Origin of the sequence: Enterococcus sp. 125944 (assembly GCF_051909435.1) — a bacterium.
Lineage (GTDB): Bacteria > Bacillota > Bacilli > Lactobacillales > Enterococcaceae > Enterococcus_D > Enterococcus_D gallinarum.
Genome location: NZ_JBQASY010000001.1, coordinates 316348 through 340415, shown reverse-complemented (window position 1 = coordinate 340415; position 24068 = coordinate 316348). Strand labels below are relative to the sequence as shown.

Here is a 24068-nt window from a genome sequence, read left to right as displayed (position 1 = left end):
AGTTCCTCCTCTGCTCTTAGTATCTTGTATGTTTTTGAAGACTTGTTTCACAGGCTATTTTTATTATAACAATGATTCTGCTCCATCAACATAGACTTCTGTACCCGAAATGTTTCCTGCATCTTCAGAGGAAAGAAACAGCACGAGGTTAGCTACTTGTTCTGGAATACCAGTCTCCTGACGCAAAGGACGTTCCCGTTCCGGAAAGACGATTGGGATTTTGATTTTTTCAACAGCCTCTTCGATAGCCGTATTCTCATCAATATTTGTTGAAATCGCTCCTGGACAAATCGCATTGACTCGGATGTTGTAGCCGGAAAGCTCGAGTGCCGCCATTTTCATGAAAGCAACTTGACCAGCCTTAGATGTGCTGTAGGCACTAGCGCCGAAATTTTTGAAAATTCGGTTGCCGTTAACCGAACTTGTGATCACGATACTGCCGCCGTTGATTTTTAAAAAAGGAATTGCTGCTTTAACTGTGACAAAAGTACTGCGAAGATTCGTTGTAATGGTCGTATCCCAATCATCTAGTGAAAGCTCTTCGATAGGGGTCCAGGTTCCATTGATCCCTGCATTAACGTGGAGAATATCGACACCACCCAACTCTTGTGCCAACGCTGTGACTGCCTGTAAGAGCTCTTCTCCTTTTGATACATCAACCACACGATAAATCGATTGACCTTCAGTGGCTTCTACAAATGCCTTCAATTCTGTTTCATCAATGTCTAATAGACCAACGACTGCTCCTTGATCCAGAAATTGCTGGGCAACTGCTTTGCCAATGCCGGATGCTGCACCCGTCACGATAACCCTTTTATTTTCAAACCGTTTCATTTAAACGCCTCCTTCTTAATTAAATTATAAAAAAGTTCCTGACCTTTGTCGAAAGATACGGATGGTCCATTGATTTTTGATAGGATGAACGTATGAGGACTTTAGTCCTAAAATCAAGCTTCTCGTCTGATTGATCTCAAAATTTGATTTCCTCGTTATTGGCTAAAACAGATGTAAGAGGCAAAGATTTTGTAGTATAATGCAAGAAGTGCGTAAGGAGGAAGCGAAATGAAACCCATATACGCTGTGGTCGACCTTGAAACAACGGGGACTGATCCTGCCATTGATCGAATCATCCAATTTGGCTGTGTTTTGATCCAAGATGGTCAGGTCATTAATCGATTTGCGACAGATATCAATCCGGATCGAAGAATATCAAAGCAGATCCAGAATTTGACTCATATCACCAATCAACAAGTGAAACGAGCACCGTATTTCGAAGATGTTGCTCATACGATTTATAATTTGTTAACACAAACAGTCTTTGTGGCTCATAATATTTATTTTGACTATCATTTCTTAAGTCAAGAATTAATCCGATGCGGGATGCCGCCCCTTGAGATTCCAGGAATCGATACCGTGGAATTGGCGCAAGTTTTTTTGCCGACAGAAAGCAGCTTTCGTTTGGGAGATCTGGCTGAAAGTATCGGATTTGTTCATGAGAATCCACATCAGGCGGATAGCGATGCGGAAGTGACCGCGGCATTATTGCTGTACATCGAATCGATCATGCGTGAACTGCCATGGGTGACTTTAAAGCAAATCGCCCAGTTGAGCGGTCAAATGGGGATGCAGACCAGTCAATATATTCAGCGGATCGTCAGTGAACGTACCGAAGAGCCGCTTCCTGAACATTTGGAAGAAATCGATGGATTGGTTCTGCGAAAAAAGAGTGTGCCATTGTTTGAATCAAGCTATTTTCAAGGAGAGTATCCTAAAGTTAAAGCGGATAAGATCAAATGTTTTGATGGTCGCCTCAGTTATCGAAAACAACAAGCGCGGTTGATGAATGCTGTTTATGATCACTTTTCTCATGAAGAAAAAAATCTGATCATTGAGGCAGAAACCGGCATGGGAAAAACCATCGGGTACTTATTTCCTGCAAGCTACTTAGCTACTCCAAAAAATCCATTAATCGTCAGTACCACGTCGATTTTGCTACAGAATCAGATATTGGCTAAAGACATCCCATTAGTCAATCAAGTACTGGAACAACCGTTGCAGGCAACTGTTGTGAAAAGCCATCAACACTACATTGATCTCCAGCGGTTCAAAGCAACATTAGAACAACCGCTTGAACAAAAACAGTATGCCCAGTACCAGATGGGACTTTTAGTTTGGCTGACCAAAACTGAGACCGGAGATTTTGATGAATTGAATCTTGTGCGTCTTGATCATCCGCTGTTTTTGGAAATCCGTCATCGAGGGGTGGATTTTTTGGCAAAGAATCAAGCTTTTTATGAGCAGGATTTTGTGCGCCATCTCTATAATAAGATGACACAAAGCAATGTGCTGATTGTCAACCATGCATTTTTGATGCAGGAAAATCGGCGACAGTATCCACTACTACCAACGAGTGACTTTCTGCTGATCGATGAAGTCCAGCATTTGCCGGAGATTGCCGAAAGATATTCGCAAAATTCCTTTGATTCCCAACAGTTCAAACGACAATTTTTGCAATTGAATGAAGAAGGTTTGTTTGAAGAGATCAAGCAACTCGTCGCTGAAGAATTCGATCTTTCCCATTTATTTTCATTGTATATCGATGCCATCAAATTGATTATCGATACGCTAGAAGCCTATTTTGAAACACTCGTGATCGATGGGGAAGAACTGACACTTGTCCAACGCAAGGATCTTTACGATGGCAGCTTGCAGCAAGATCGTCTCCATCAAAAAATTCATTTGTATTATAAAGAAATTTTAGAAATCCAACAGCGATTGCAGACAACCTTCATGGCGACAGAAGAACGGCGATTGGCTCGGGAGCGCATCCTGATTGCCCGCTTGTTCGATTATTTCCATGATATGGAGGTACAGGCAGCGACGGTTCAATCGTGGCTGATGAATTGGCAACCTCGGTATGTCCATTGGATCAAGAAAAAAGCAGGGACTGCTGCAGCGATTATTGAAGTGGCAGACCTGCAGGGAAATCAAATTATCGAAAGCAAATGGTATTCAAGGTACAAACATATTCTTTATTTAGGCGGTACATTGAAAATTCCTGGTAACAAATCTTACTTTGCTCACCGATTAGGCATTCCTGAAGTGACGGTCAAAACGATTCCGGCATTTTATGATTATGAAAAGCAAGCACGCCTATTTATTGTCAAACAAGGAATCTCGATTCAGCAAGCAACGAATGAAGAATACGCGCAATATTTGGCCGATGCATTAACACCGTTGCTATTTGAAAATTTGCAGCCAACACTTGTATTATTCACTGCTCATGAAACATTGAAACGGGTCTATGAAAAACTGCATAAAAAAGCCTTGGAACAAGGACGAGAACTTGTAGCACAAGGGACTGGCGGTAGTCGCGAGAAAATCATCAAGCGCTTTTTACTGGCGGAAAATGGGATTCTTTTTGGAACAGATAGTTTTTGGGAAGGTATCGATTTACCCGGTCAAGCGCTCAAAATCGCGGTTGTGACGCGCTTACCATTTGAGAACCCCAAACGACCGCTTGTTCAAGCACGTCATGCTTTTTTAGCATCGGAAGGTATTGATCCTTTCAAGGAGGATGCATTGCCAAAAGCAATTATCCGAATGCGTCAGGCGTTGGGACGTCTGATTCGGTCGGAAAATGATCAAGGAGTAATGGTGGTTCTTGATCGTCGGATTCTTTCTACGAAGTATGGCAAGCGAATACTTAAAGGTTTGCCAAAAAATCTGCCGGTCAAAGAAGCTACACCACAAGAAATGACCGAGGACATATGGGCGTTTTTTGATTCTGGAGCAGAAGAAACACCAAAAAAACATTTTTCTTAAAAGATAGCTGAAATCTGCTATAATAGAGCATATTATTTTTATGGAGGATAACGAGTGAAAACGAAAGACAAAGAACAACGCCGTGTGATGATTTTACTGGGTGCGATCGTTTTTTTATTGATCGTTATCATATTCTCATCGATTTTCTACATCCGTTCGACTCGTCCGATGCGACAGGCACGCAATGAAGCAATCGAAATTGCTCAAAAGTATACGGATTTGAAAGAGGTCGATCAATTTTATTGGTTTAATCGTCAAGCCTCTTCTTTTAGTTTAGTTGGTACAGATGATAAAGAAAATAAAATCGTCGTCATTATTCCTAAAAGCGGTGAAAAAGTGTCAGTTTTTAAACAATCAGATGGTCTAACGGAAGAAGCCGCTCGTCAATTGGTTGCCGAAAAGCATCCAGAAGAAACGATCCAGAAAGCTACTTTAGGATTGTTTAAAGAGCAAGCTGCTTGGGAAATCATGACGAAAGATGCTTCTGGTGAACTTCATTATTATTTGCTAGGTTTTAAAGACGGCAAGGAAATCAATGCCATCAATAATATTTGATTTAGAGAAAGGATGGTTGACATGACACTCTCCAAACGAGCGTATCAAGTAGAGCCCTCAGTTACATTAGCTGCAGCTGCCAAGGCTAAGGCGTTAAAAGCGCAAGGCGTTGACGTATTGAGTTTGACGGTAGGAGAACCCGACTTTATTACTCCTGAGAATATTCGTCAAGCCGCTATCCAAGCCATTGAAAATGGGAAGGCAAGTTTTTATACCCCGACAGCTGGGATCCCTGAGCTAAAAGAAGCCATCCTACGCTATCTGCAGGAGTTTTATGGCGTAACGTATGACACCAACCAAGTGATCGTAACAGATGGCGCTAAATTTGCGCTTTATGCGTTGTTTCAAGCAGTGATCGATCCAGCAGATGAGGTGATTATTCCTGTGCCATATTGGGTCAGCTATGCAGAGCAAGTGAAACTAGCAGGAGGGCAACCAGTCTTCGTCTATGCTGCGGAAACTGAGCAATTTAAAGTAACGGTTTCTCAACTAGAAGCTGTTAGAACAGCTAAGACTAAAGCCATTATTTTGAATTCGCCTTCCAATCCAACGGGAGCAATTTATTCGAAAGAAGAACTACAGGCTATTGGAGAGTGGGCAGTTGAACATCATATTTTGATTGTTTCTGATGATATCTATGGTCGTCTGATTTACAATGGCCACTCCTTTACGCCGATTGCTAGCTTGTCTGAGGCTATTCGTAAGCAAACGATCATCATTAATGGTGTCTCAAAAACATATGCCATGACTGGTTGGCGGATTGGATTTGCCGTCGGCGATCCAACAATCATTCAAGCGATGACGGATATTGCTTCTCAAGCAACTAGCAATCCTACAGCTGTCAGTCAATATGCTGCTGTTGAAGCACTGTCAGGGAATCAAGACTCCATTGAAATCATGCGTCAGCAATTCGAAGACCGATTAAATAAAATCTATCCGATTGTTGCAGCCATTCCAGGTTTTCAATTAGTAAAACCGCAAGGCGCTTTTTACCTTTTCCCAAACGTCAGGGAAGCAATGAATATGTGCGGATATGAAGACATCAATAATTTTGTGGAAGCAATTCTGGAAGAGACCGGAGTAGCAGTCGTTACTGGTGCTGGGTTTGGTGCACCAGACAATTTACGGATCAGCTATGCAACCGATTGGGCAACCTTGGAAGAAGCCGCAAAACGTTTGCAGGATTTTGTTGAAAAGAAAAGCCGAAAAGCTTAAAATGCTTTATGGAACCCTTATTATCAGATTGGAGAGAAACGTGTGGAATCTATTCAAATTTTAGATGCAAAAAAACATGTTGGCGAAACAGTACAGATTGGTGCTTGGGTCGCAAACAAACGATCAAGTGGAAAAATTGCCTTTCTGCAATTACGTGACGGTACCGCATATTTTCAAGGTATCGTGGTAAAAACCGAAGTGGGCGAAGAAGTCTTTCAGCTTGCCAAAAATTTAAATCAAGAAACGGCAGTTCTAGTAACTGGTGAGATTCGTGAAGATAGCCGTTCGAAATTTGGCTACGAAATCGGCATCAGCGGCATTGAAGTAGTGGGCGAAAGCCATGAATACCCAATCACACCGAAAGAGCACGGCACCGACTTCTTGATGGATCATCGCCATTTATGGCTACGTTCTTCAAAACAACATGCCATCATGCAGATCCGTAACGAAGTGATTCGTGCTACCTATGAATTTTTCAATAATAATGGCTTTATCAAAATTGATCCACCAATTTTGACAGGGTCTGCACCGGAAGGAACAACGGATCTTTTTGAAACCAACTATTTTGATCAAAAAGCATATCTATCTCAATCTGGTCAATTATATATGGAAGCTGCAGCGATGGCATTTGGTAAAGTCTTTTCATTCGGACCGACTTTCCGTGCAGAAAAGTCTAAAACGCGTCGTCATCTAATCGAATTCTGGATGATCGAACCGGAAATGGCTTTCATGCATCAAGAAGAAAGCTTGGAAGTACAAGAACAATACGTTGCTTTCCTTGTACAAAGCGTTTTGGACAACTGTGATTATGCATTAGATGTTTTAGGCAGAGATCGTGCCATTCTTGAAAAGTATACGAAATTACCATTCCCTCGTATTTCTTATGATGATGCCGTAGAACTATTGCAAAAAAATGGCTTTGAGGACATTCAATGGGGAGACGATTTTGGTTCGCCACACGAAACATTTATTGCAAACTCATTTGATCAACCAGTCTTTATTCTTAACTATCCAAAAGCCATCAAACCTTTCTATATGAAACCACATCCAACAAGAGATGATGTCGTGATCTGTGCAGATATGATTGCACCAGAAGGCTATGGGGAGATCATCGGTGGCTCAGAACGGGCTACAGATTATGAATTCTTGCTAGAACAAATCCGTAACCACGGATTAGATGAAAATGAATACTCTTGGTATTTAGATCTTCGCAAGTATGGCTCAGTTCCACATACCGGTTTTGGTCTAGGTCTTGAACGGACCGTTACATGGCTATCAGGTATCGAACACGTGCGTGAAGCCATTCCATTCCCACGCTTATTGAATCGTATTTATCCATAGAGGATATTAAAAGCCAGCTTCTGGGTAGGAAGCTGGCTTTTTTTGGTAAAAGGAAGCAAGGAATCTTAGGGGAATGAAGGTGCGAGTTTTTGGATTTATCAAAAGATCACCATATGCCGGAAGGTGTAACTTTTATTGAAATATAACGGTTTTGTTACATTTATTTTCTTTTTGCTTATTATCAGGTAAAATAAGAACTAATGTAAATAAATAGAGGTTATTTATGATTAAACAAATTGCAATTTCGTTTTCAAAAATCGTTTACTTGTCCTTAGTTAAACTTTTTTCACTAAGGAGACGTCCTAAAAACAATAAAATCGTCTTTTTGTTAAGTTTTCCATCCACAAGTACCTATGTTTTGGATGCTTTAGTTGAAAGATACGGTAATCGTTTGGTTATTTGTTATACCAGCAATGCGCAAGAAACGATTAAACGATTTAATCAAGAAAGAATCGACTGCTATCCTCTGCAGTCATTTTATATCTTGTGTACTAGAATCATCCCGATTATTAAAGCGTCGCAAATGATTATATGTGATAATTATTTCGCCTTTCTGGGGGGGATGTCTTTTGATGAACAAACAAAAGTTGTTCAAATATGGCATGCAAATGGGGCAATCAAAAAATTTGGTTTGCAAGCCCAATATGCTAAGAAAGCAACTGCTAAGGATCAACAACGTTATCAAAAAGTATATGATACGTTTACGCATTTTGTAGTAAGTTCTCCGACAATGGCTGAAATTTTTGCTGAAAGTTACAATATCGATCCTATCTTTTTAAAATTCGGTTATCCCATGACGGATTATTATTTCAATCGGAACGAAAAAAACATTCTTAAAGAAAAGAATATTTTATCAAAAGGGACTAATAAAAAAATTGCTCTCTATGTTCCAACCTATAGAGAAAACGACTATGAGCTTCCGCTGGACTTCGAGCAAATTGAAGAACAAATTGGTGATGAATGGGTATTCTATATCCATGCCCATCCCCATGATAAAAAATTAAAAAACTTGGCTAAGAAATATCCATCTTATTTTATTGATGAAATGCAACATGATCTAAAAAATTTACTTATTGTTGCAGATTGTCTGATCACGGATTATTCCTCAGTTCCATTTGAATTTTCTTTAGCGAATCCAAATGGAAAAATAATTTATTTTTGTTATGACTATGAATTATATGATGATCTTGTGGGGATACAAGAGGCCTTCAAAGATACTCTGGATTCTTCAATCGTGAAAACGCCAGCTGGATTATTTGAAGAAATAATGTCCTCCGAAAAACAGGACTTAGTGGATTTTAATGCGAAGTGGAATACGTTTGTTTCTGGAAATGCAATGAACTATTTATTTGAATGGATTGATGAACAATATGAAAACTGAAGAGATAATGGGAATTTTTGTGGATCAAGTTACCTATGAGGATGTAATCAATGATTTACCAAATTATATCAATAGTAATCGTAAAATGACTATTGTAAGTGTAAACCCGCAAATCATCACTGAAAGCAATAAATTTCCTGAAATCGTGCGATTTATCAATCATAGTACACATCGCATACCTGACGGGATTGGCGTAGTCTTAGTTTCGAAATTAACTGGTGGAAAAATCAAGGAAAGAGTCACTGGTTACGATTTAATGTTGAAATTATTGGATTACGCAAATACTCATAAGAAAAGTGCTTTTTTTTATGGAGCAAAGCCAGAAGTCCTGTCTGATGCAGTTAAGAACATCAATCAGCGATACCCAGACCTGATTGTTGCAGGCGCAGTGGACGGATATACTAAGATGGACGATGGAATCTTAGTTGATCAAATAAATGCTGCTCAACCTGATTTTCTTTTTGTAGCGTTGGGGTTTCCTCGGCAAGAGAAATGGTTGGCTAAAAATACAAATGCGCTTGAAGCATCAGTTTTTCAAGATGTTGGGGGGAGTTTTGATGTTTTAAGCGGTCACGTAAAAAGAGCTCCTGCTTTTTTTATTAATTGTCATTTAGAATGGTTGTACCGTTCTTTGAGCAATCCAAAGAGGATTGGAAGAATTCTACAGTTGCCAGTATTTATGGCGAAAAGTATTTATTGGAAGATGGTGCATAGAAATGATAAAACAAATTATTAGTTTTATTTATCGAACGTTATTCAATATAGTCACAGCAATCTTTCCAGTAAATAAAAAAATAGTTTTATTTGAAAGTTTTAACGGGAATATCCCTTCAGATAATCCTTTAGCGATTTATAATGCTATGGTTCAAGACGAAGAGTTTGCAAACTGGAATCTTTATTGGGGAATAAAAAAAGCAAATCTATTAGAAGCAAAAGCTATGTATCCAGAAATGAATTTTCTTTCTCGCTATTCAATGAAATGGTTATGGGTAGCTTCAAGGGCGGGTTTTTGGATTTTTAATGCACGAATGTCAAACTGGTTTAAAAAAAATAAGCAAACAGTCTATTTTCAAACATGGCATGGGACCCCTTTGAAAAAATTAGGATTAGATATCAAAAATGTTGTCATGCCTGGTACAAATACTAAATCCTATCAAGATAGCTTTATCAAAGAAAGTAAGCGTTGGGATTATTTAGTCGCACCTAATGAATACTCAAAAGAGATATTTAAACATGCATTTGCTTTCGAAAATAATTTTTTAGATATCGGATATCCTAGGAACGATCGTTTAGTGCAAGCAAATAATGAGTTTATAGTCAACCAACTGAAAAAAGAACTCCTAGGAGAAAAACGAGGCAACGTTTTTCTATATGCACCAACTTGGCGAGATGATTATTTTATTTCCCAGGGGAATTACAAGTTTAACATGCCTTTCAAATTAGAAAAAATGATACAACTTCTTGATAAAGAAGATTTGCTAATTATCAGACCGCATTATTTAGTAAAAGATTCAATAGATATAGATGGGTATGAAAATCAAGTTAGGGTCTGTGTTGATGAGGATATAAATGATTTGTTTCTGATTGCTGATTGCTTAATAACAGATTATTCATCAGTTATGTTTGACTTTGCGATATTAAAGAAACCAATGATATTTTATGCTTATGATTTGGTTCATTATGAGAATGAGGTTCGTGGATTTTATTTTGATTATGATAGTTTACCTGGACCAATTTGTAAAGATGAAACATCATTCTATAATGCGATAAAAAACTTTTATACAGAAACCAGTAAAAAAAATCTCAATGATAAAAAATATCTAGAATTTTATAATAAATTTTGCTCTTGGGAAAATGGAGAAGCTTCTCTAAAAGTGGCAGAATTGATCAAGGCAAGTAATTAAGGGGATACTATATGAGTGCAGTAGGGAATATTAAGTTGCTGATTAACAAAGTATTAAACAGTTTTGTTTCAAAAAATGGTAGTATAGCGTCGTTTTATGCAAAATTAAGTACAATCGATATAAAGAAAAATACGATACTATATGAAGTCAGGGATGGTCAATCAATTGTAGACTCTCCTTTTGCAATTTTTAAGTATTTAGTGAATGATCCCGACTTCGCTCATTATCACCATGTGTGGGTAATCAATGATTTAGATTATCCTACTGTTAATAAAATAAAAGCTTCTTATAAGAATGTTGATTTTGTAGTGAGAAACTCAAAAGAATATTTGAAATGGCTTGCGTCTGCAGAATATTTAGTGAACAATGCTACTTTTCAATCTTTCTTTGTTAAGAAAAAAGAGCAAATTTACATAAATACTTGGCATGGGACACCTTTAAAATATATGGGATTTGATATCCCAGGAAATCCTGCTCATTCGCAAAATGTTGTAAGAAATTTTTTAATGGCTGATTATATTCTATCGCCGAATGCTCACACAACTGAAATTTTTTCAAAAAGCTATCGATTAGACGGAATTTTTCCTGGAGTGATTTTAGAAGGAGGCTACCCTCGAATAGATTGCACTAATTCTATTCAACGAGAAGTCATCAAAGAAGAATTAGATGAGTTAAACCTCGTTTTTGATGATAATTTGCCAACTATTTTATATACGCCAACATGGAAAGGATCTTCTATATTAAATCCCTCAAATGATGAAGAACAAATTATAAGAGAAACCTATCTTTTAAAAGACTATTTTAAGGGAAAATATAATGTATTGGTCAAGGTACATCCTTATATTTACAAGACATTAAGCAGAAATGAGCGAATCAAACATATTTTGATTCCAGATAGTTTGGATCCAAATGAGGTATTATCAATTGTTGATTTATTGATCACTGACTACTCTAGCATCTTTTTTGATTTTTTGGTTACAGACAAACCTATTATTTTTTATGTTTGGGACAGAGATTTGTATGAAGCGGATAGAGGAATGTATCTCCCAGAAAGTGTATTACCCGGACCTGTTGCTGAGACAGTCGATGAGCTTATTGACCTGATAGAAAAAAAAGATATTTTTGTGGATCAATATGGACAAAATTATCGTTTAATGAAAGAGAAAATTTGCAATTACCAAGATGGTAATGTAACTAAGCGTTATGTTGAAAGGATTTTCAAAAAAAGGAAATCAAAAAAAATTAAGGAGATACTTCTTAGAAATGATCTGAAAAAACTTATTATTTATCCTGGTGGCATGAAAAATAATGGAATCACAACAAGTTTTATTAATCTAAGTAACAATATAGATTATAGCAAGTATGATATTTCTATTATTCTGAATAAACCTATTTCCAGTGAAGAAATAAAAAACTTAAATAAGATCAATAAAAATGTTCGAATGCTATTTCGTCCAGGAAATTCACTTTTTACTAGAAATGAATTAATCAGAGATTATTTTATTCAGCTCTTTTCATTGAAGAAAGGGTGGCGCTTCTTGCTACCAGAGAAAGCTTATAAAAGAGAGGCTGCGAGGATTGTAGGAAATATTGCGTTTGATGTTGCAATTGATTTTAGTGGGTATAGCTTTTTCTGGGCAAAATTGATTGCATTCATGAACAGTAATAAGAGAATTATTTTTCAACATAATGATTTATTAAGTGATTCAAAAAAAATCATTAATGGAAAGGCTCCGCATAAAAAAAATCTACCTGCAGTCTTTTCCATTTATTACTTGTTCGATCGTATTCTTAGTGTTTCAAAAGAGACCATGGAAATTAACAGAAAGAATTTAAAAGAATTTATCACGGATGGACAAATTGGTTACACGACAAATACAATTGATATATCTAAGATCATGACAAGTGGATCTGTAGATAGTAGTAATCCAAACGCCAATAATCAAGAAATATCTAATTTTAGATTTACAGGAAACATCATTGCCGCTAAAACCTATCAAGTATATACAAGCCTATCACTGCTGGAAAAAGGAGTATATTTTTCCAAAACAATTACAGAAGATGACGAAATTTATGTACTTGCATCAACTTTTTATAATATGAAAGAGTATGCAAAAATTACAGTTAATGGCATTTATACAGGTTGGATTGAAAAAAGATTTATTCAGGCTTCTAACAAAGGTATCCAAAAGGAAGAAACAATAATAGAAAACCGCTCAATGATTGCTACAATTAACTGCAGCAATGATGAAATGATTTATTATTCAATGAGTGATTTGAATAGTATTCGCTCACCACTTAAATATTTAAATAATACGTATGCTTATATTAGTAAAGAGCAGAAAATTAATGACACCAGCTACTGCTACATTGAAAACAGCAATGGAGAAATCGGCTGGATTAACAAAAATTGTCTTTCAAATTTTCATCAAACGTTTCATCTAAGGGCTTTAATAAATTATTTTTTGAATAAAAATGTCAAAGAAAAAACAATTGTGTTAGATAAGTTTCAGTCTATATTTATTCAAGGTCAATTCAAAAATAAAACAACAATTGGATGGACTGAACCAGAGCCAATTGCTGGAAGCGAACAAGTAGCCATTATGTTTGAAAAAGACGATGTAGCTTTATTTACAAAAAAAGCAACAATTAATCAGAAGGATTACTATTGTACTAATTCAGCAGAAGGAAATAAAATATGGATTGAAGCAAAAAACATTGAGGAAGCAAGAGTCAACTCAATGGAAATTCAAAGTAACTTAATTGATGAAAGAGCCAAGAATCAGAAGTGGATAAGCGGTCCTACCATCTCATCTGACTCTATCAATTTAGTTAATATGGGCAGATTATCACCAGAAAAAAATCAAATCAATTTAATCAAGGCTATCAAGCAAATTATTGAAGATCAAAAAAATGTACGTTTGTATATTTTAGGAGAAGGTCCTTTAAAACTTGAGATGAAGCAGCTAATCAAAAAACTTGAGCTTGAAGAACATGTCTTTCTGTTAGGACATCAAGAAGATCCTTTTTCGATTATGAAACAATGTGATTTGTTTGTTTTTCCTTCAATCTATGAAGGGCAACCTATGGTCTTATTAGAGGCTTTAACGTTAAAACTTCCTGTTCTAGCTACAAATATCCCTGCAAATGTTTCAGTTTTGGGAGAGTATTCTACGACCTACATTGAAGGATTTTCTGCAGAGGATATTGCACAAGCTATACAAAGAGAAATACCAATGATAGAACAGATAATAAAATTTGATCCTAATGATTACAATACGAAGGCAATTACAAATTTTTATATGGAAATTGATGGATAAAGTTAGGTGAGTACTATTATGCATAAAATTGAAATAAGAACAGAAAAAGACGAATGCTATTTTATCTCTAGAACGTTTAATTTTGTTAAACTAGTTATTGCAAAAGGAAAAAATGAGATTAGATTCATAAAAGTAGACGATTTTACTTGGAAAATCACAGGTAAAGATATTGCTAGTTTGATGAAAGAAAAACAAGAGGATAGGGTTTTTATTTATTACGGAATAAAAAAGGAGCAAATTTCAGTAGATGATTTTGATATTTCATTTATAAATTCTCCAAAAATGAAAATTTATAATACTGAAATTTATATATACCTCACTTTAGACAACAAAATAAGATTTATATGGAATCAATTTCCTTCAGCTAAGAGTTACATCCAGAATGCTCAAATAACTGATATCAGGATGCAAAAAAAACAGAACTTGATATTAAATTTTCAAGTTGTTACAAAGTGTATACCAATCGATAAATTAAATATTGTAACTATCAATAGACAGAAGCAAGCTACTCATACGATAGAAACCAAGTATATAAATAGTAGAAAAGGAGAAAACAGTACCTTTATTAATAGTTTCTCTGTGACTTATGATATTGTAGAAGCAATAAAAAAAGTTACTGGAACTATTCATTATGACCAGTACAATTATGATATTATTGATTTTGGATTTACTATTCAATCAAAAATTATTCCTTTAACGTCATATATGGCACAAATAAGTATTCCTTCAATAAAGAATAATGAGATATGGCTAAACTTTTCAGAGAGCAAAAAGATAATGATAAGATTTTTTGAAAATGCAAAAAATAAAGTTTCTGCTAGATTTGGTATATTAAAAAAAGAAGAATTCACTTTCTTGAAGAGCCTTGAAAACGATCATATGTTATCTAAATCATCCGATAAAAACAATATTATTTTAATTATGGAGTATCCACATAAAGCACAGGAAAATGGTTTGGCGTTTTTTAAATATCTGATGGATAAACAGAAAGAGTTTATTCCGTACTATATCATTACTAAAGACTCGAAAGATTTACTGGAATTAAATAAATATATGTCCAATGTCTTGTTTTATAAAAGTAAGGAACATATCGAAAAACTCTTTCAAGCCAGTTATCTCGCTCATACGCATACCCCAAATTATGCAGCCCCAGTATTGACAAGTACTATTGAGAGAAAGATAAAGAGTTTTTATAATATATTTCTACAACATGGTATTATAGGTGTGCGAAATTTAGAATATATGTATGGGAAAAAAACAAATCCCGAACTAATTAATAAATTTGTTGTTTCATCAAAAAGAGAATTTAATATAGTTAGGGATGAATTGTATTATCCTGAGGGAGATATTATCTTAACTGGTCTTCCAAGGTTTGATTATTTACTTGAACCTTTTAATCAGGTCAAAACTATTATTAATAAAAAAAAGATCTTAATCATGCCTTCTTGGAGAAAGGGGCAGGAGAATTTATCGGATGAAGAATTTAAAAAGACATCTTTCTTCAAAGCCTTTAATTCGTTAATAAATAATTTGTTTTTTGAAAATGAAGTTAATAAACGGGATTTGACTGTTAATTTATACTTGCATAATAATTTTCAGAAGTATAATCATTTGTTTGAATCTAGATTTGTTCAAGTTGTTGAAGCTGGAGAACATACCGTCCAAAACATGTTAAAAAATCATGGAATATTAATAACTGATTATTCAAGTGTAGGGCTTGATTTCTCAATTTTATATAAACCAGTATTGTATTATCAGTTTGATAATCAACTTGTTGAACAGAGAAATTTTGATCCATTAGAGCCAGATTTTTTACCTGGAAAGATAGTCAATAAAGAAGAAGAGCTATTGAATGAATTATTCAAAAAGATTGAACATTATAAAATGGAAAAAGAATTCAAAAAAATTGTTAAAAATGATATTTACCAATTTCGTGATAGAAGAGCTTGTCAAAGAGTTTTTCAAAATTTGCAACATTTACATGAAGAAAAAAAATCCTTTTAGTAGCCGAATATTGCACTTGTAGAGAGAAATTGTTTTTAAAGAGAAAGGTGTTTGGATTGAATATATTAGCTAAGGTTAGAAAAAAAAATAATTTATCTTTTCAGCTAGCCACCTGGGCAGCGGAGTATTATGAATTTTGTGAACAAGACTCAAAAATGATTTTTTATGAATCCAGAGATGGAAAAAATATGGTTGACTCCCCAAAAGCAATCTTTGAATATATGATGAATCATGAAAGATATAAAGAATATACTCATGTTTGGAGCTTTGATCCAGCAGTAGATAATTGGGAGAATATAATCGATTTCTATCAAGAACAAACAAATGTGCTTTTTGTGGAGAGAAACACACAAGAATACGTAAAATATCTTTATGAGAGTAAATTTTTAATTACAAACGCTACTTTTCAATCTTTTTTTATACCTAGGAAAGATCAGGTAGTAATTAATACTTGGCATGGTACTCCACTAAAAAAAATGGGATTTGATATCAAAGATTCTAATCCAGCCGGTCCGCAAAATGTTATCAGAAATTTTCTTTTTTCAAATTACTTAATTAGTCCAAATAGACATACAACTAATATGTATTTGAACAGCTTTAAATTGGACGGATTGTATCAAGGTGAGATTTTAGAAGCAGGCTATCCAAGAATTGACTTAATGCATAAAACTACACTCGAATCAGAAGTAAAGAAATTAAAAGAGCTATCATTGAATGTTAACCTTGACAAAAAAACAGTTCTATATTGTCCTACTTGGAAGGGAAAAGACGTAAATAACCCTACTTCTGAGTTGAATCAAATAATTAGTGAATCTAAGTTTTTACAAAGTCACATTGGAAGTGAATATAACTTACTTGTTAAGGTACATCCGTTTATTTATGATGCAGCGAAAGAAATTGATGAGTTTCGTGGGTTTTTAGTACCAGATTCTTATGATCCAAATGAATTAATGGTGGCTATTGATCTATTGGTGACAGACTATTCTAGTATATTTTTTGACTTTATGCTGACTGATAAACCAATTCTATTTTATTGTTGGGACAAGGATCTTTATGAAAATGATAGAGGGCTATATATTAGTGAAGATAAATTACCTGGTCCGGTTGCTACGACAATTTTCGAAATTATTAATTATATAAAAAGTATTGATAGAGTGCAGAAAGAATATAGACAAAATTATGAAGCTCTCAAAAACGAATTTCTAAAATACGAGGATGGAAATGTAACACACAGAATTATTTCATATATTTTTGATAAACATGAGCTAAATTTGGGTGAAAGCATAGTTTCAAGAAATAATAAAAAGAAATTGTTGTTTTATGTGGGAGGAATGAAAAATAATGGAATAACATCAAGTTTAATCAATTTACTAAAAAATATCGATTATTCAGAATATGATGTTACTTGTTTCTCAGGCTATCCTCATTCTTCAGAAAGTATTTCTAATATCCACGCTATTCCTGATGAGGCAAGATTTTTGTTCAAGCCAGGATATGCTATGCTAAGTAACAAAGAACAGAAATTAGTAGCAAGGTATAATGAAAAGCCATCTGAAAAAAACTCAAGCTTACTTCCGTGGGATGGGCTCAAGAGAGAGGCTTCTCGAATTTTCTCTAATCAAAAATTTGATGTAGCAATCGATTTCAGCGGGTATAGTTTCTTTTGGTCAAAGTACATTTTGGCGGCTGATTCAGATAAAAAACTTTGTTATCTCCATAGTGATATGCTAGAAGATAAAAATCGTACAGTTAATGGAGTACGCATTCATGAGATGAACCTATTAAGGTTGTTTTATCAATACAAAAATTTTGATAAGTTAATCACTGTGTCACCTATTATGCAAGAAGTAAATCAGGCTAAATTATCAAAATTTGTAGACAAAGATAAGTTTACTTACGCATTAAATACTCTAGATACGGAAAAACTTTTTTCAACAAGCAAAGAGCTGAATGAAGAAATTAATATTCTTGAAAGTAATACAGATTTAGTTAATATAAGAGAATCAATAGAAATATTTAAATCTCCTTTTGATTTAGAAAGTAAAAGTCAGATAATTAAGTCGACTGATTTGTTAAGATCAGTAGCTCAGGTTAAGTTCGCAGATGAAATCAGATATAAGATTTTGATTAATAATATTTTTGTTGGATGGACTTCTTCAAAAGATGTCAATATACGGTTGCCAGAAATAGTGAGTATAGAGAACGTCGATTATTTTTGCTACGTAAAACGAAATAAACGTAGAATCCTATGGAAAGACCTTCCCACGATTGAGGAAGCAAGAGTAGTCGGGAAAATATGGGATTATCGCTACTTGATTGTTAAAGTTACTAAAGAAGCTTATTTGAGTACAGATCAAGTATATGTTCACATACAAATAGATTCTAAGGATTTGGGCTGGATTGAGAAATCTGTTCTAAATCCTATCAACAGTAACTTAATGCTTAGAAAAATGAAGAATCATTTATCGAATAGAAACCGTCTAAGAACTTTAAATAACAGAACTCTTGAAACTGTCTATGAAGAAGGGTTTGCTAGAATCATTGCACTTCCAAGTAATGATCCATGGAAAAGCGCCTTAACAAAGGATTATGAAAAAGAAGACATCAATATAATCAACGGAAAAATTTTGAAGTATACTATGAAAATTCAAAATCAGAACGGTTGGTACTATCGTCTTTGGGATCGAAATAAGTTTATCGGTTGGGTAAATGAGAAAAATTTATTAATAATTGATGGATTTCACATTGTTTCAACTGAAAATATATTATTGAAAGCACAAATAATATCAGACTATGCGTTTTCTTCATTAGAGGAACAAAAAACTATTGAAGTAACGACAAAAGAAGTTTTATTAACAGAGAAGTGCATTACAACACTAGGCATATATTTCAAAACGAATACAGATATTTTTGTGGAAGAGTCTAAGATTAAAGTGATTAAAAGCTTCGGAAAAGTTGATTTATTAGGAAATTTTGTGCTGTATCCTCAACAAGAAAATTTTAATATCGTTACCATGGGGCGGCTATCTCCAGAAAAAAGACAAGCTGAGTTAATTGAAGCCTTTAATCGATTTGTCACTTCCGTTGACAATGCTCGACTTTATATTTTAGGTGATGGACCTTTAAGACAAGAGCTAATTGATCAAATAAAATCTTTAAATATAGCTGACAAAGTTTTTTTAATGGGGCATGAGAAAAATCCTTTTCAGTTACTATCTGAAGCTCAATTTTTTATTCTAACTTCGGAATATGAAGGACAACCTATGGTTTTGCTAGAAGCAATGGCCTTGGGAGTTCCAGTAGGAGCTACAAATATACCGGCTACACAATTTGTATTACAAAATGGTAGATTAGGAATTTTGGCCCAAAGTAATAACGTTGAAGGCATAGAAAATATGCTTATAAAGGCATATAATGAAAAAGTCCAACCAGCTACTTTCAATGCACAAGAATATAATAAAAATGCGATCAAGATGTTTTATAAACAAATTGAGGAGGTATAAGCAATGAGATATCTTGTTACAGGCGGTGCCGGCTTTATAGGCTCAACATTAGTAAATAATTTAGAAAAAAATAACAATGAAATAGTGGTCATTGATAACTTATCGATGGGAAAAAGAGAAAATCTTAATAGCAGTCCTAAAATCACGTTCTTTGAAAAAGATGTAAGAAACCGAGATTTTGTAAATAAATTATTTGCTGAATATCAGTTTGATTATATTTTCCATCTAGCTGCAGTTGCAAGTGTTGCCGATTCGATAGAGAGACCATTTGAAACACACCAAGTTAATATGGAGGCTACACTTGACTTACTGGAATTAGCAAAAGAGACCCAGAAAAATCTAAAAAGGTTTGTTTTTGCTTCTTCTGCGGCTGTTTATGGAGACGATCAAGTCTTACCTAAATCAGAGATTTCGAGAATAAAGCCGTTGTCTCCGTATGCAATTGACAAATACTCGTCGGAACAATATGTATTACTTTATAATACTCTGTATGGGTTACCGACAAGTGCTGTACGATTTTTTAATGTTTATGGTCCAAATCAAAATCCTTCTTCTCCATACTCAGGAGTGTTGTCTATTATAACGAATCATTTCAAAAAAATAAGAAATAATGAAAAAGATGTGTTTACAATTTTTGGAGATGGGAGTCAAACTAGAGACTTTGTCTATGTTGAGGATGTTTTGCAAGCTCTAAAATTGGTATCAGAAAAAGAAGAAGCACTAGGAGAAGTGTTTAATGTAGGGACTGGCGCTCCTAGTTCGATTAACGATGTACTTGGTATATATGAATCCGAAATGAATATCAAGCCTATAATTCAGTTTGAAGAGTCTAGAAAAGGTGATATTAAGGATTCGGTTGCAGATATATCAAAACTTAAGAAAATTGGGTTTTCACCTAATTATAGTTTAGATGAAGGAATAGCAAAATACTTATCAACCGAACTGAAATAGTTTCTGTTTATTTTCTATTTTTGCTCATGTGTAATTGATTTCTCATTAAAACATTTGTTGAAATATTTTAATGAGATTTCTTTATTTGTTTGTGATTATATCTTAATAAGTATCAATAGGATTGTAGTCAGTTAATGCAGGGAGTTTATTTATTATGAAAAAGTTTTTAAAACAAGATAAGTTTTTGAAATATTTAGGAGTAATTTTCATTTTTGCAATAGTATCTCTATTGATTCAAAGTGCACAAATATATGTAAAAGGATATGTACTGGGAGTAGACTCCATTTTCCATATGAATCGAATTTATGAAACAATGATGCAAATGAAAACAGGAGAATATAATTATTTTATTTCTTTATTTTCCTTTCAACAATCTGCAAGAATAGTAAACGCATTATATGGTCCAGCGATGGCTTATTTACTTGGTGGTATCTTGTTGATTACAGAAAGTTGGGTGAAATTTCAATTAATAACCTCCTTTTTTATTAATATTATAGGTGCTTTGGGTATTTATAGAATTGCTAAAAAGCTTTCCCTAGGAGATTTAATTGCAGTTTTATCGGGTATTTTATACATGTCAACCTATTTTATTGCTTCTTGGAATATTGCTGGCTCTTTCACAGGAGTAGGGAATATGCTTGTTCCTTTTGTTGTTTACTATGGTATAGAGATGCTAGTTAATAAACAGAATCAATTTTCTTTTTTTGGTTTAGGATTTAGCATGGGAATACTCCTTCAGGTCCATCTTTTTTCTTCTTTACTGGCGACAGTTATATTATTACCTTTTGTCTGTTATGGTTTTTTTAAAACGGATAAAAAGAAAATATTTGCTATAAAATTATTTGCTGCTATCATTCTTGCGATACTGTTAAGTTTAAATGTTTGGATTGGCATGTTATATTTATTTAATAGTAATTATTTATTACAAACTGTTCCAATTGATTTGATGGAAAATGCAGTCTATTTTCTTCCAAATGTTGGGACGGGACAAGCTAATATTGGTATTGTTTTTTCTCTATTATTTTTTACACAAATTTGTTTTTCAGCCTTGTATTGGAATAGCATTGGTAAAATAAATAAATTTTTAACAATAATAGGCAGCTTATTTTTACTCTTATCAAGTCAATTTTTTCCTTGGAGTTTGCTCTCTCAAAAATTTTCTCCTCTAGAAACGTTTCTACAATTTCCTTCGAGGCTCATTGTTATTCCTACTATATTTTTAATACTTGCATTGGGAATGAATATAGAAAAAAGTAAGGGCAAAAACTTTATTATTGTATTGGGGGTACTTACTTTATTTTCTGTTTCTATAGCTCAAAATAGAGTTTATGAAAGAATGGAAAGTTGGAAATCAGAGAATGTATTAGCGTCTCCTAATAAAAAAGCAGGGAATGTATCCAGTGAAACTTTACGAAACGCTATAAAAAGTAAAAACACAGGTGAAGTACTTGATCTAGTACGGAAGGGAACTTCTGATTACCTACCTGTAAAAAAGAAAGTATCGAATAGTAATTTTGAACAATTCGACCCGTATTCAAAATATTGGTCTTATATTATTTATCCAAACCATAATTTCAAGAAAAGCGTTGTGAACGGACAAATAGTTGTTTCATGGACTGGGAATTCTGTAGAAAGCATTAATGTCCCAATAGTAAAATATAGAGATACGATAGTCAGAGATGGAATAAGCGAGAAAAAAATCAACCCTAAATTAACTGATATTGGAACAATTATTGTTGATTCAAAAAAAGGAGAAAATATACTCAAAATCTCGTATGATACACCACGATATATTATTTTATCAATGGTAATCTCTGGTGTCGTTTTTATCCTTTCTTCAATTTGTATTTTACTGCAAAAATTAAGTAAGAAGTAAATTTAAATGGTAACTTGCTTTTTATCAATGTAAATCGGGCAACTCAAAATTAATTTTGTTTGAAATATAGAAAAAGTAAATTCTATTCCACTCCTCCTAACTTTCGTGTATAATGGTACAAGTCAGTATTACGAAAGTTAGGAGGAGTTGTTTTGAGTAAACAACATCCAGAAGAGAAGTCCTTCAAAGACGAAGTTTTAGGTGCTTTGAAAAAACCTCAAACCAACGAATCGTCTGAACAAAAACGATCATCTGTTGAGGAACCTATAGAAAGTCGTTCTGCGACCCGCAGTACAAAAAAGCAGAGCAGTACCCAAAAGGGCCAAGCCAAAAATAAAACTGTTCAAAAAAACGCTCAAAAAGCGAAGCGCTCAGCTCCTAAAAGGGAAGAAGCTGGTTTAGATGAAAAGTCAGATACCGTTCGTAAGTTACAGCGGAAAAGAGAAGACCGTATCGTCAATCGCATCGTCACAATTGTTGTAATCGCATTAATCGTTATTGGCGGCGTCCTTGGTTTTTCAGTCTATCGATATGTTACTTCAGGATTGCAGCCGTTAGATCCAGAAAAAACAGAAAAAGTTGCTGTTGAGATTCCAAGCGGATCATCAAATAAAATGATTGGCGAGATTTTAGAAAAAGATAAGATCATCAAAAGTGGTATGATCTTTAATTATTATACGAAATTTAATAATCTGACTGGTTTCCAAGCTGGTAATTATCAGTTTTCTCCAAGTATGACTCTGGATGAAATTAGTGCCCAGTTACAGCAAGGAGAAGGGTCAGTGACATCAGATGCGAAAGTGACGATTCCTGAAGGGTATGATATAGACCAAATCGGAGATGCGCTTGCCAAAGCAACAAGTATCTCGAAAGATGATTTCTTAGCTTTAATGAAAGATGACACCTTCTTTAATAAAATGCATGAAGCATATCCAGAGTTGTTGGATAGCGCAGCAAAAGCAGAAGGCGTTCGATACAAGTTAGAAGGATATCTCTTCCCGGCAACTTATGACTATTATAAAGGAAACACTTTAGAAGAAGTTGTGACCCAAATGATTGATAAAACAAATACTGTTATGTCTAAATATTACGATCAGATCGCAGAAAAAGAAATGACAGTGCAAGAAGTGTTGACCTTGGCTTCTCTTGTCGAAAAAGAAGGTAGTAAAGAAGATGACCGTAAGAACATTGCCCAAGTCTTCTTTAACCGTCTGGCAGTGGATATGCCATTGCAGTCAGATATTTCTATTCTCTATGCGTTAGGCGAGCATAAAGAGTTGGTAACTTACGAAGATACTCAAGTAGACTCACCATACAATTTGTATGTCAACACAGGATATGGTCCAGGACCATTCAATAATCCAAGTGAGCAATCTATCAAAGCAGTGTTGGAACCAACACCAAATAATTACTATTATTTTGTGGCAGACATCAATACGCAAGAAGTCTATTTTGCTGAAACCTATGATGAACATATGCGTTTAGTTGAAAAATATGTAAACAATACTTCGAATTAATTTTTATTAGGATATTAGTTTACATTTAAAAAAAACCATGGTAATCTTTTGTGGACTATTCGCAAAAGATTACCTTTTGCAGTTGATACGAAGTTAAAAGGAGAAATTAAAATGGTAGAAAAAGTATACCCAATGACATTAGAAGGAAAAGAAAAATTAGAGCAGGAATTAGAAGAATTAAAGACAGTCAAACGTGGAGAAATCATTGAAAGAATCAAAGTTGCCCGCAGCTTTGGAGATCTTTCTGAGAACTCTGAATACGAATCCGCAAAAGATGAACAAGCCTTTGTAGAAGGTCGTATCACAACATTAGAAAATATGATCCGTTTTGCTGAGATCATTGATAATGAAGGCGTAGACAATGATGAAGTATCGATCGGAAAAACCGTCACGTTCATTGAATTACCTGATGGAGATGAAGAAGAATATACAATTGTTGGGAGTGCAGAAGCGGATCCATTTTCTGGTAAAATCTCAAACGATTCACCGATCGCTCGTGCATTGATTGGTAAAAAAATCAATGATGAAGTAACAATTTCAACACCAGGCGGAGATATGCTGGTGAAAATCACAGAAGTGAAAAAAAGCTGATTTTTTCGTAAAAGTCTAAGCAGAAGATCCTGATGATCACTTTCTCAAAGAGAAAAGGACCAATCAGGATCTTTTTTCGGACTCG

Annotated in this window: 15 protein-coding genes; 14 read left to right on the top strand and 1 reads right to left on the bottom strand. The window is 34.5% G+C overall.

From position 1 onward, the window contains the following. Nucleotides 1-63: 63 nt before the first annotated feature. Nucleotides 64-834, bottom strand: coding sequence for an SDR family oxidoreductase (locus ACTFWY_RS01570; protein ID WP_003126921.1), 771 nt, complete (start codon nucleotides 832-834; stop codon nucleotides 64-66). A 228-nt stretch (nucleotides 835-1062) separates the two neighbouring features. On the opposite strand from ACTFWY_RS01570, the gene ACTFWY_RS01565 reads away from it, so the two are divergent. The 14 genes from ACTFWY_RS01565 (at nucleotide 1063) to greA (ending at nucleotide 23983) form a co-directional block, all read left to right on the top strand. Further along, nucleotides 1063-3825: a helicase C-terminal domain-containing protein gene (locus ACTFWY_RS01565; RefSeq protein ID WP_439926550.1), complete on the top strand. Its 2763-nt coding sequence runs from the start codon at nucleotides 1063-1065 to the stop codon at nucleotides 3823-3825. 54 nt (nucleotides 3826-3879) lie between these two features. Further along, entirely contained in the window at nucleotides 3880-4380 is a 501-nt protein-coding gene (locus ACTFWY_RS01560) for a cell wall elongation regulator TseB-like domain-containing protein (protein ID WP_003126923.1), read from the top strand. Nucleotides 4381-4401: 21 nt separating this feature from the next. Continuing rightward, complete coding sequence (locus ACTFWY_RS01555; RefSeq protein WP_003126924.1) at nucleotides 4402-5595, top strand: pyridoxal phosphate-dependent aminotransferase; 1194 nt, start codon at nucleotides 4402-4404, stop codon at nucleotides 5593-5595. A gap of 42 nt (nucleotides 5596-5637) precedes the next feature. Then, complete coding sequence (asnS, locus tag ACTFWY_RS01550) at nucleotides 5638-6936, top strand: asparagine--tRNA ligase (RefSeq protein ID WP_005472233.1); 1299 nt, start codon at nucleotides 5638-5640, stop codon at nucleotides 6934-6936. A 223-nt stretch (nucleotides 6937-7159) separates the two neighbouring features. Next, entirely contained in the window at nucleotides 7160-8317 is a 1158-nt protein-coding gene (locus tag ACTFWY_RS01545) for a CDP-glycerol glycerophosphotransferase family protein (RefSeq protein WP_138371729.1), read from the top strand. Beyond that, nucleotides 8307-9053 (top strand): WecB/TagA/CpsF family glycosyltransferase, encoded by a 747-nt coding sequence (locus tag ACTFWY_RS01540; protein ID WP_176333413.1) that lies wholly within the window; start codon nucleotides 8307-8309, stop codon nucleotides 9051-9053. The genes ACTFWY_RS01545 and ACTFWY_RS01540 overlap by 11 nt, the downstream gene beginning before the upstream one ends. Then, complete coding sequence (locus ACTFWY_RS01535) at nucleotides 9034-10221, top strand: CDP-glycerol glycerophosphotransferase family protein (RefSeq protein WP_219645283.1); 1188 nt, start codon at nucleotides 9034-9036, stop codon at nucleotides 10219-10221. Before ACTFWY_RS01540 ends, ACTFWY_RS01535 begins: the two co-directional genes overlap by 20 nt. An 11-nt stretch (nucleotides 10222-10232) precedes the next feature. Further along, nucleotides 10233-13541, top strand: coding sequence for a CDP-glycerol glycerophosphotransferase family protein (locus ACTFWY_RS01530; protein WP_311810712.1), 3309 nt, complete (start codon nucleotides 10233-10235; stop codon nucleotides 13539-13541). 18 nt (nucleotides 13542-13559) lie between these two features. Further along, nucleotides 13560-15545: a CDP-glycerol glycerophosphotransferase family protein gene (locus ACTFWY_RS01525; RefSeq protein ID WP_311810711.1), complete on the top strand. Its 1986-nt coding sequence runs from the start codon at nucleotides 13560-13562 to the stop codon at nucleotides 15543-15545. A 56-nt stretch (nucleotides 15546-15601) separates the two neighbouring features. Then, a complete protein-coding gene (locus ACTFWY_RS01520) occupies nucleotides 15602-19048 on the top strand; it encodes a CDP-glycerol glycerophosphotransferase family protein (RefSeq protein ID WP_439926553.1) in 3447 nt (1148 codons plus the stop codon). Nucleotides 19049-19051: 3 nt separating this feature from the next. Further along, nucleotides 19052-19999, top strand: coding sequence for an NAD-dependent epimerase/dehydratase family protein (locus tag ACTFWY_RS01515; RefSeq protein ID WP_219645279.1), 948 nt, complete (start codon nucleotides 19052-19054; stop codon nucleotides 19997-19999). Nucleotides 20000-20153: 154 nt separating this feature from the next. After that, nucleotides 20154-21875 carry a hypothetical protein gene (locus ACTFWY_RS01510; RefSeq protein WP_219645278.1) on the top strand — a complete coding sequence of 574 codons (1722 nt, stop codon included), beginning with the start codon at nucleotides 20154-20156 and terminating at the stop codon, nucleotides 21873-21875. A gap of 152 nt (nucleotides 21876-22027) precedes the next feature. After that, on the top strand, nucleotides 22028-23392 hold the full coding sequence (gene mltG, locus ACTFWY_RS01505; protein ID WP_138371733.1) for an endolytic transglycosylase MltG: 1365 nt from the start codon (nucleotides 22028-22030) through the stop codon (nucleotides 23390-23392). Nucleotides 23393-23503: 111 nt separating this feature from the next. Next, entirely contained in the window at nucleotides 23504-23983 is a 480-nt protein-coding gene (gene greA / locus ACTFWY_RS01500) for a transcription elongation factor GreA (RefSeq protein ID WP_003126935.1), read from the top strand. Nucleotides 23984-24068: the final 85 nt, after the last annotated feature.

Bases quoted from the DNA above. Each gene is read 5' to 3' on its own strand.
- ACTFWY_RS01540 (WP_176333413.1), top strand. From the start codon at position 8,307: ATGAAAACTGAAGAGATAATGGGAATTTTTGTGGATCAAGTTACCTAT.
- ACTFWY_RS01565 (WP_439926550.1), top strand. From the start codon at position 1,063: ATGAAACCCATATACGCTGTGGTCGACCTTGAAACAACGGGGACTGAT.
- ACTFWY_RS01515 (WP_219645279.1), top strand. From the start codon at position 19,052: ATGAGATATCTTGTTACAGGCGGTGCCGGCTTTATAGGCTCAACATTA.
- ACTFWY_RS01545 (WP_138371729.1), top strand. From the start codon at position 7,160: ATGATTAAACAAATTGCAATTTCGTTTTCAAAAATCGTTTACTTGTCC.
- ACTFWY_RS01510 (WP_219645278.1), top strand. From the start codon at position 20,154: ATGAAAAAGTTTTTAAAACAAGATAAGTTTTTGAAATATTTAGGAGTA.
- ACTFWY_RS01570 (WP_003126921.1), bottom strand. From the start codon at position 834: ATGAAACGGTTTGAAAATAAAAGGGTTATCGTGACGGGTGCAGCATCC.
- greA (WP_003126935.1), top strand. From the start codon at position 23,504: ATGGTAGAAAAAGTATACCCAATGACATTAGAAGGAAAAGAAAAATTA.
- ACTFWY_RS01525 (WP_311810711.1), top strand. From the start codon at position 13,560: ATGCATAAAATTGAAATAAGAACAGAAAAAGACGAATGCTATTTTATC.
- ACTFWY_RS01555 (WP_003126924.1), top strand. From the start codon at position 4,402: ATGACACTCTCCAAACGAGCGTATCAAGTAGAGCCCTCAGTTACATTA.
- ACTFWY_RS01535 (WP_219645283.1), top strand. From the start codon at position 9,034: ATGATAAAACAAATTATTAGTTTTATTTATCGAACGTTATTCAATATA.
- ACTFWY_RS01530 (WP_311810712.1), top strand. From the start codon at position 10,233: ATGAGTGCAGTAGGGAATATTAAGTTGCTGATTAACAAAGTATTAAAC.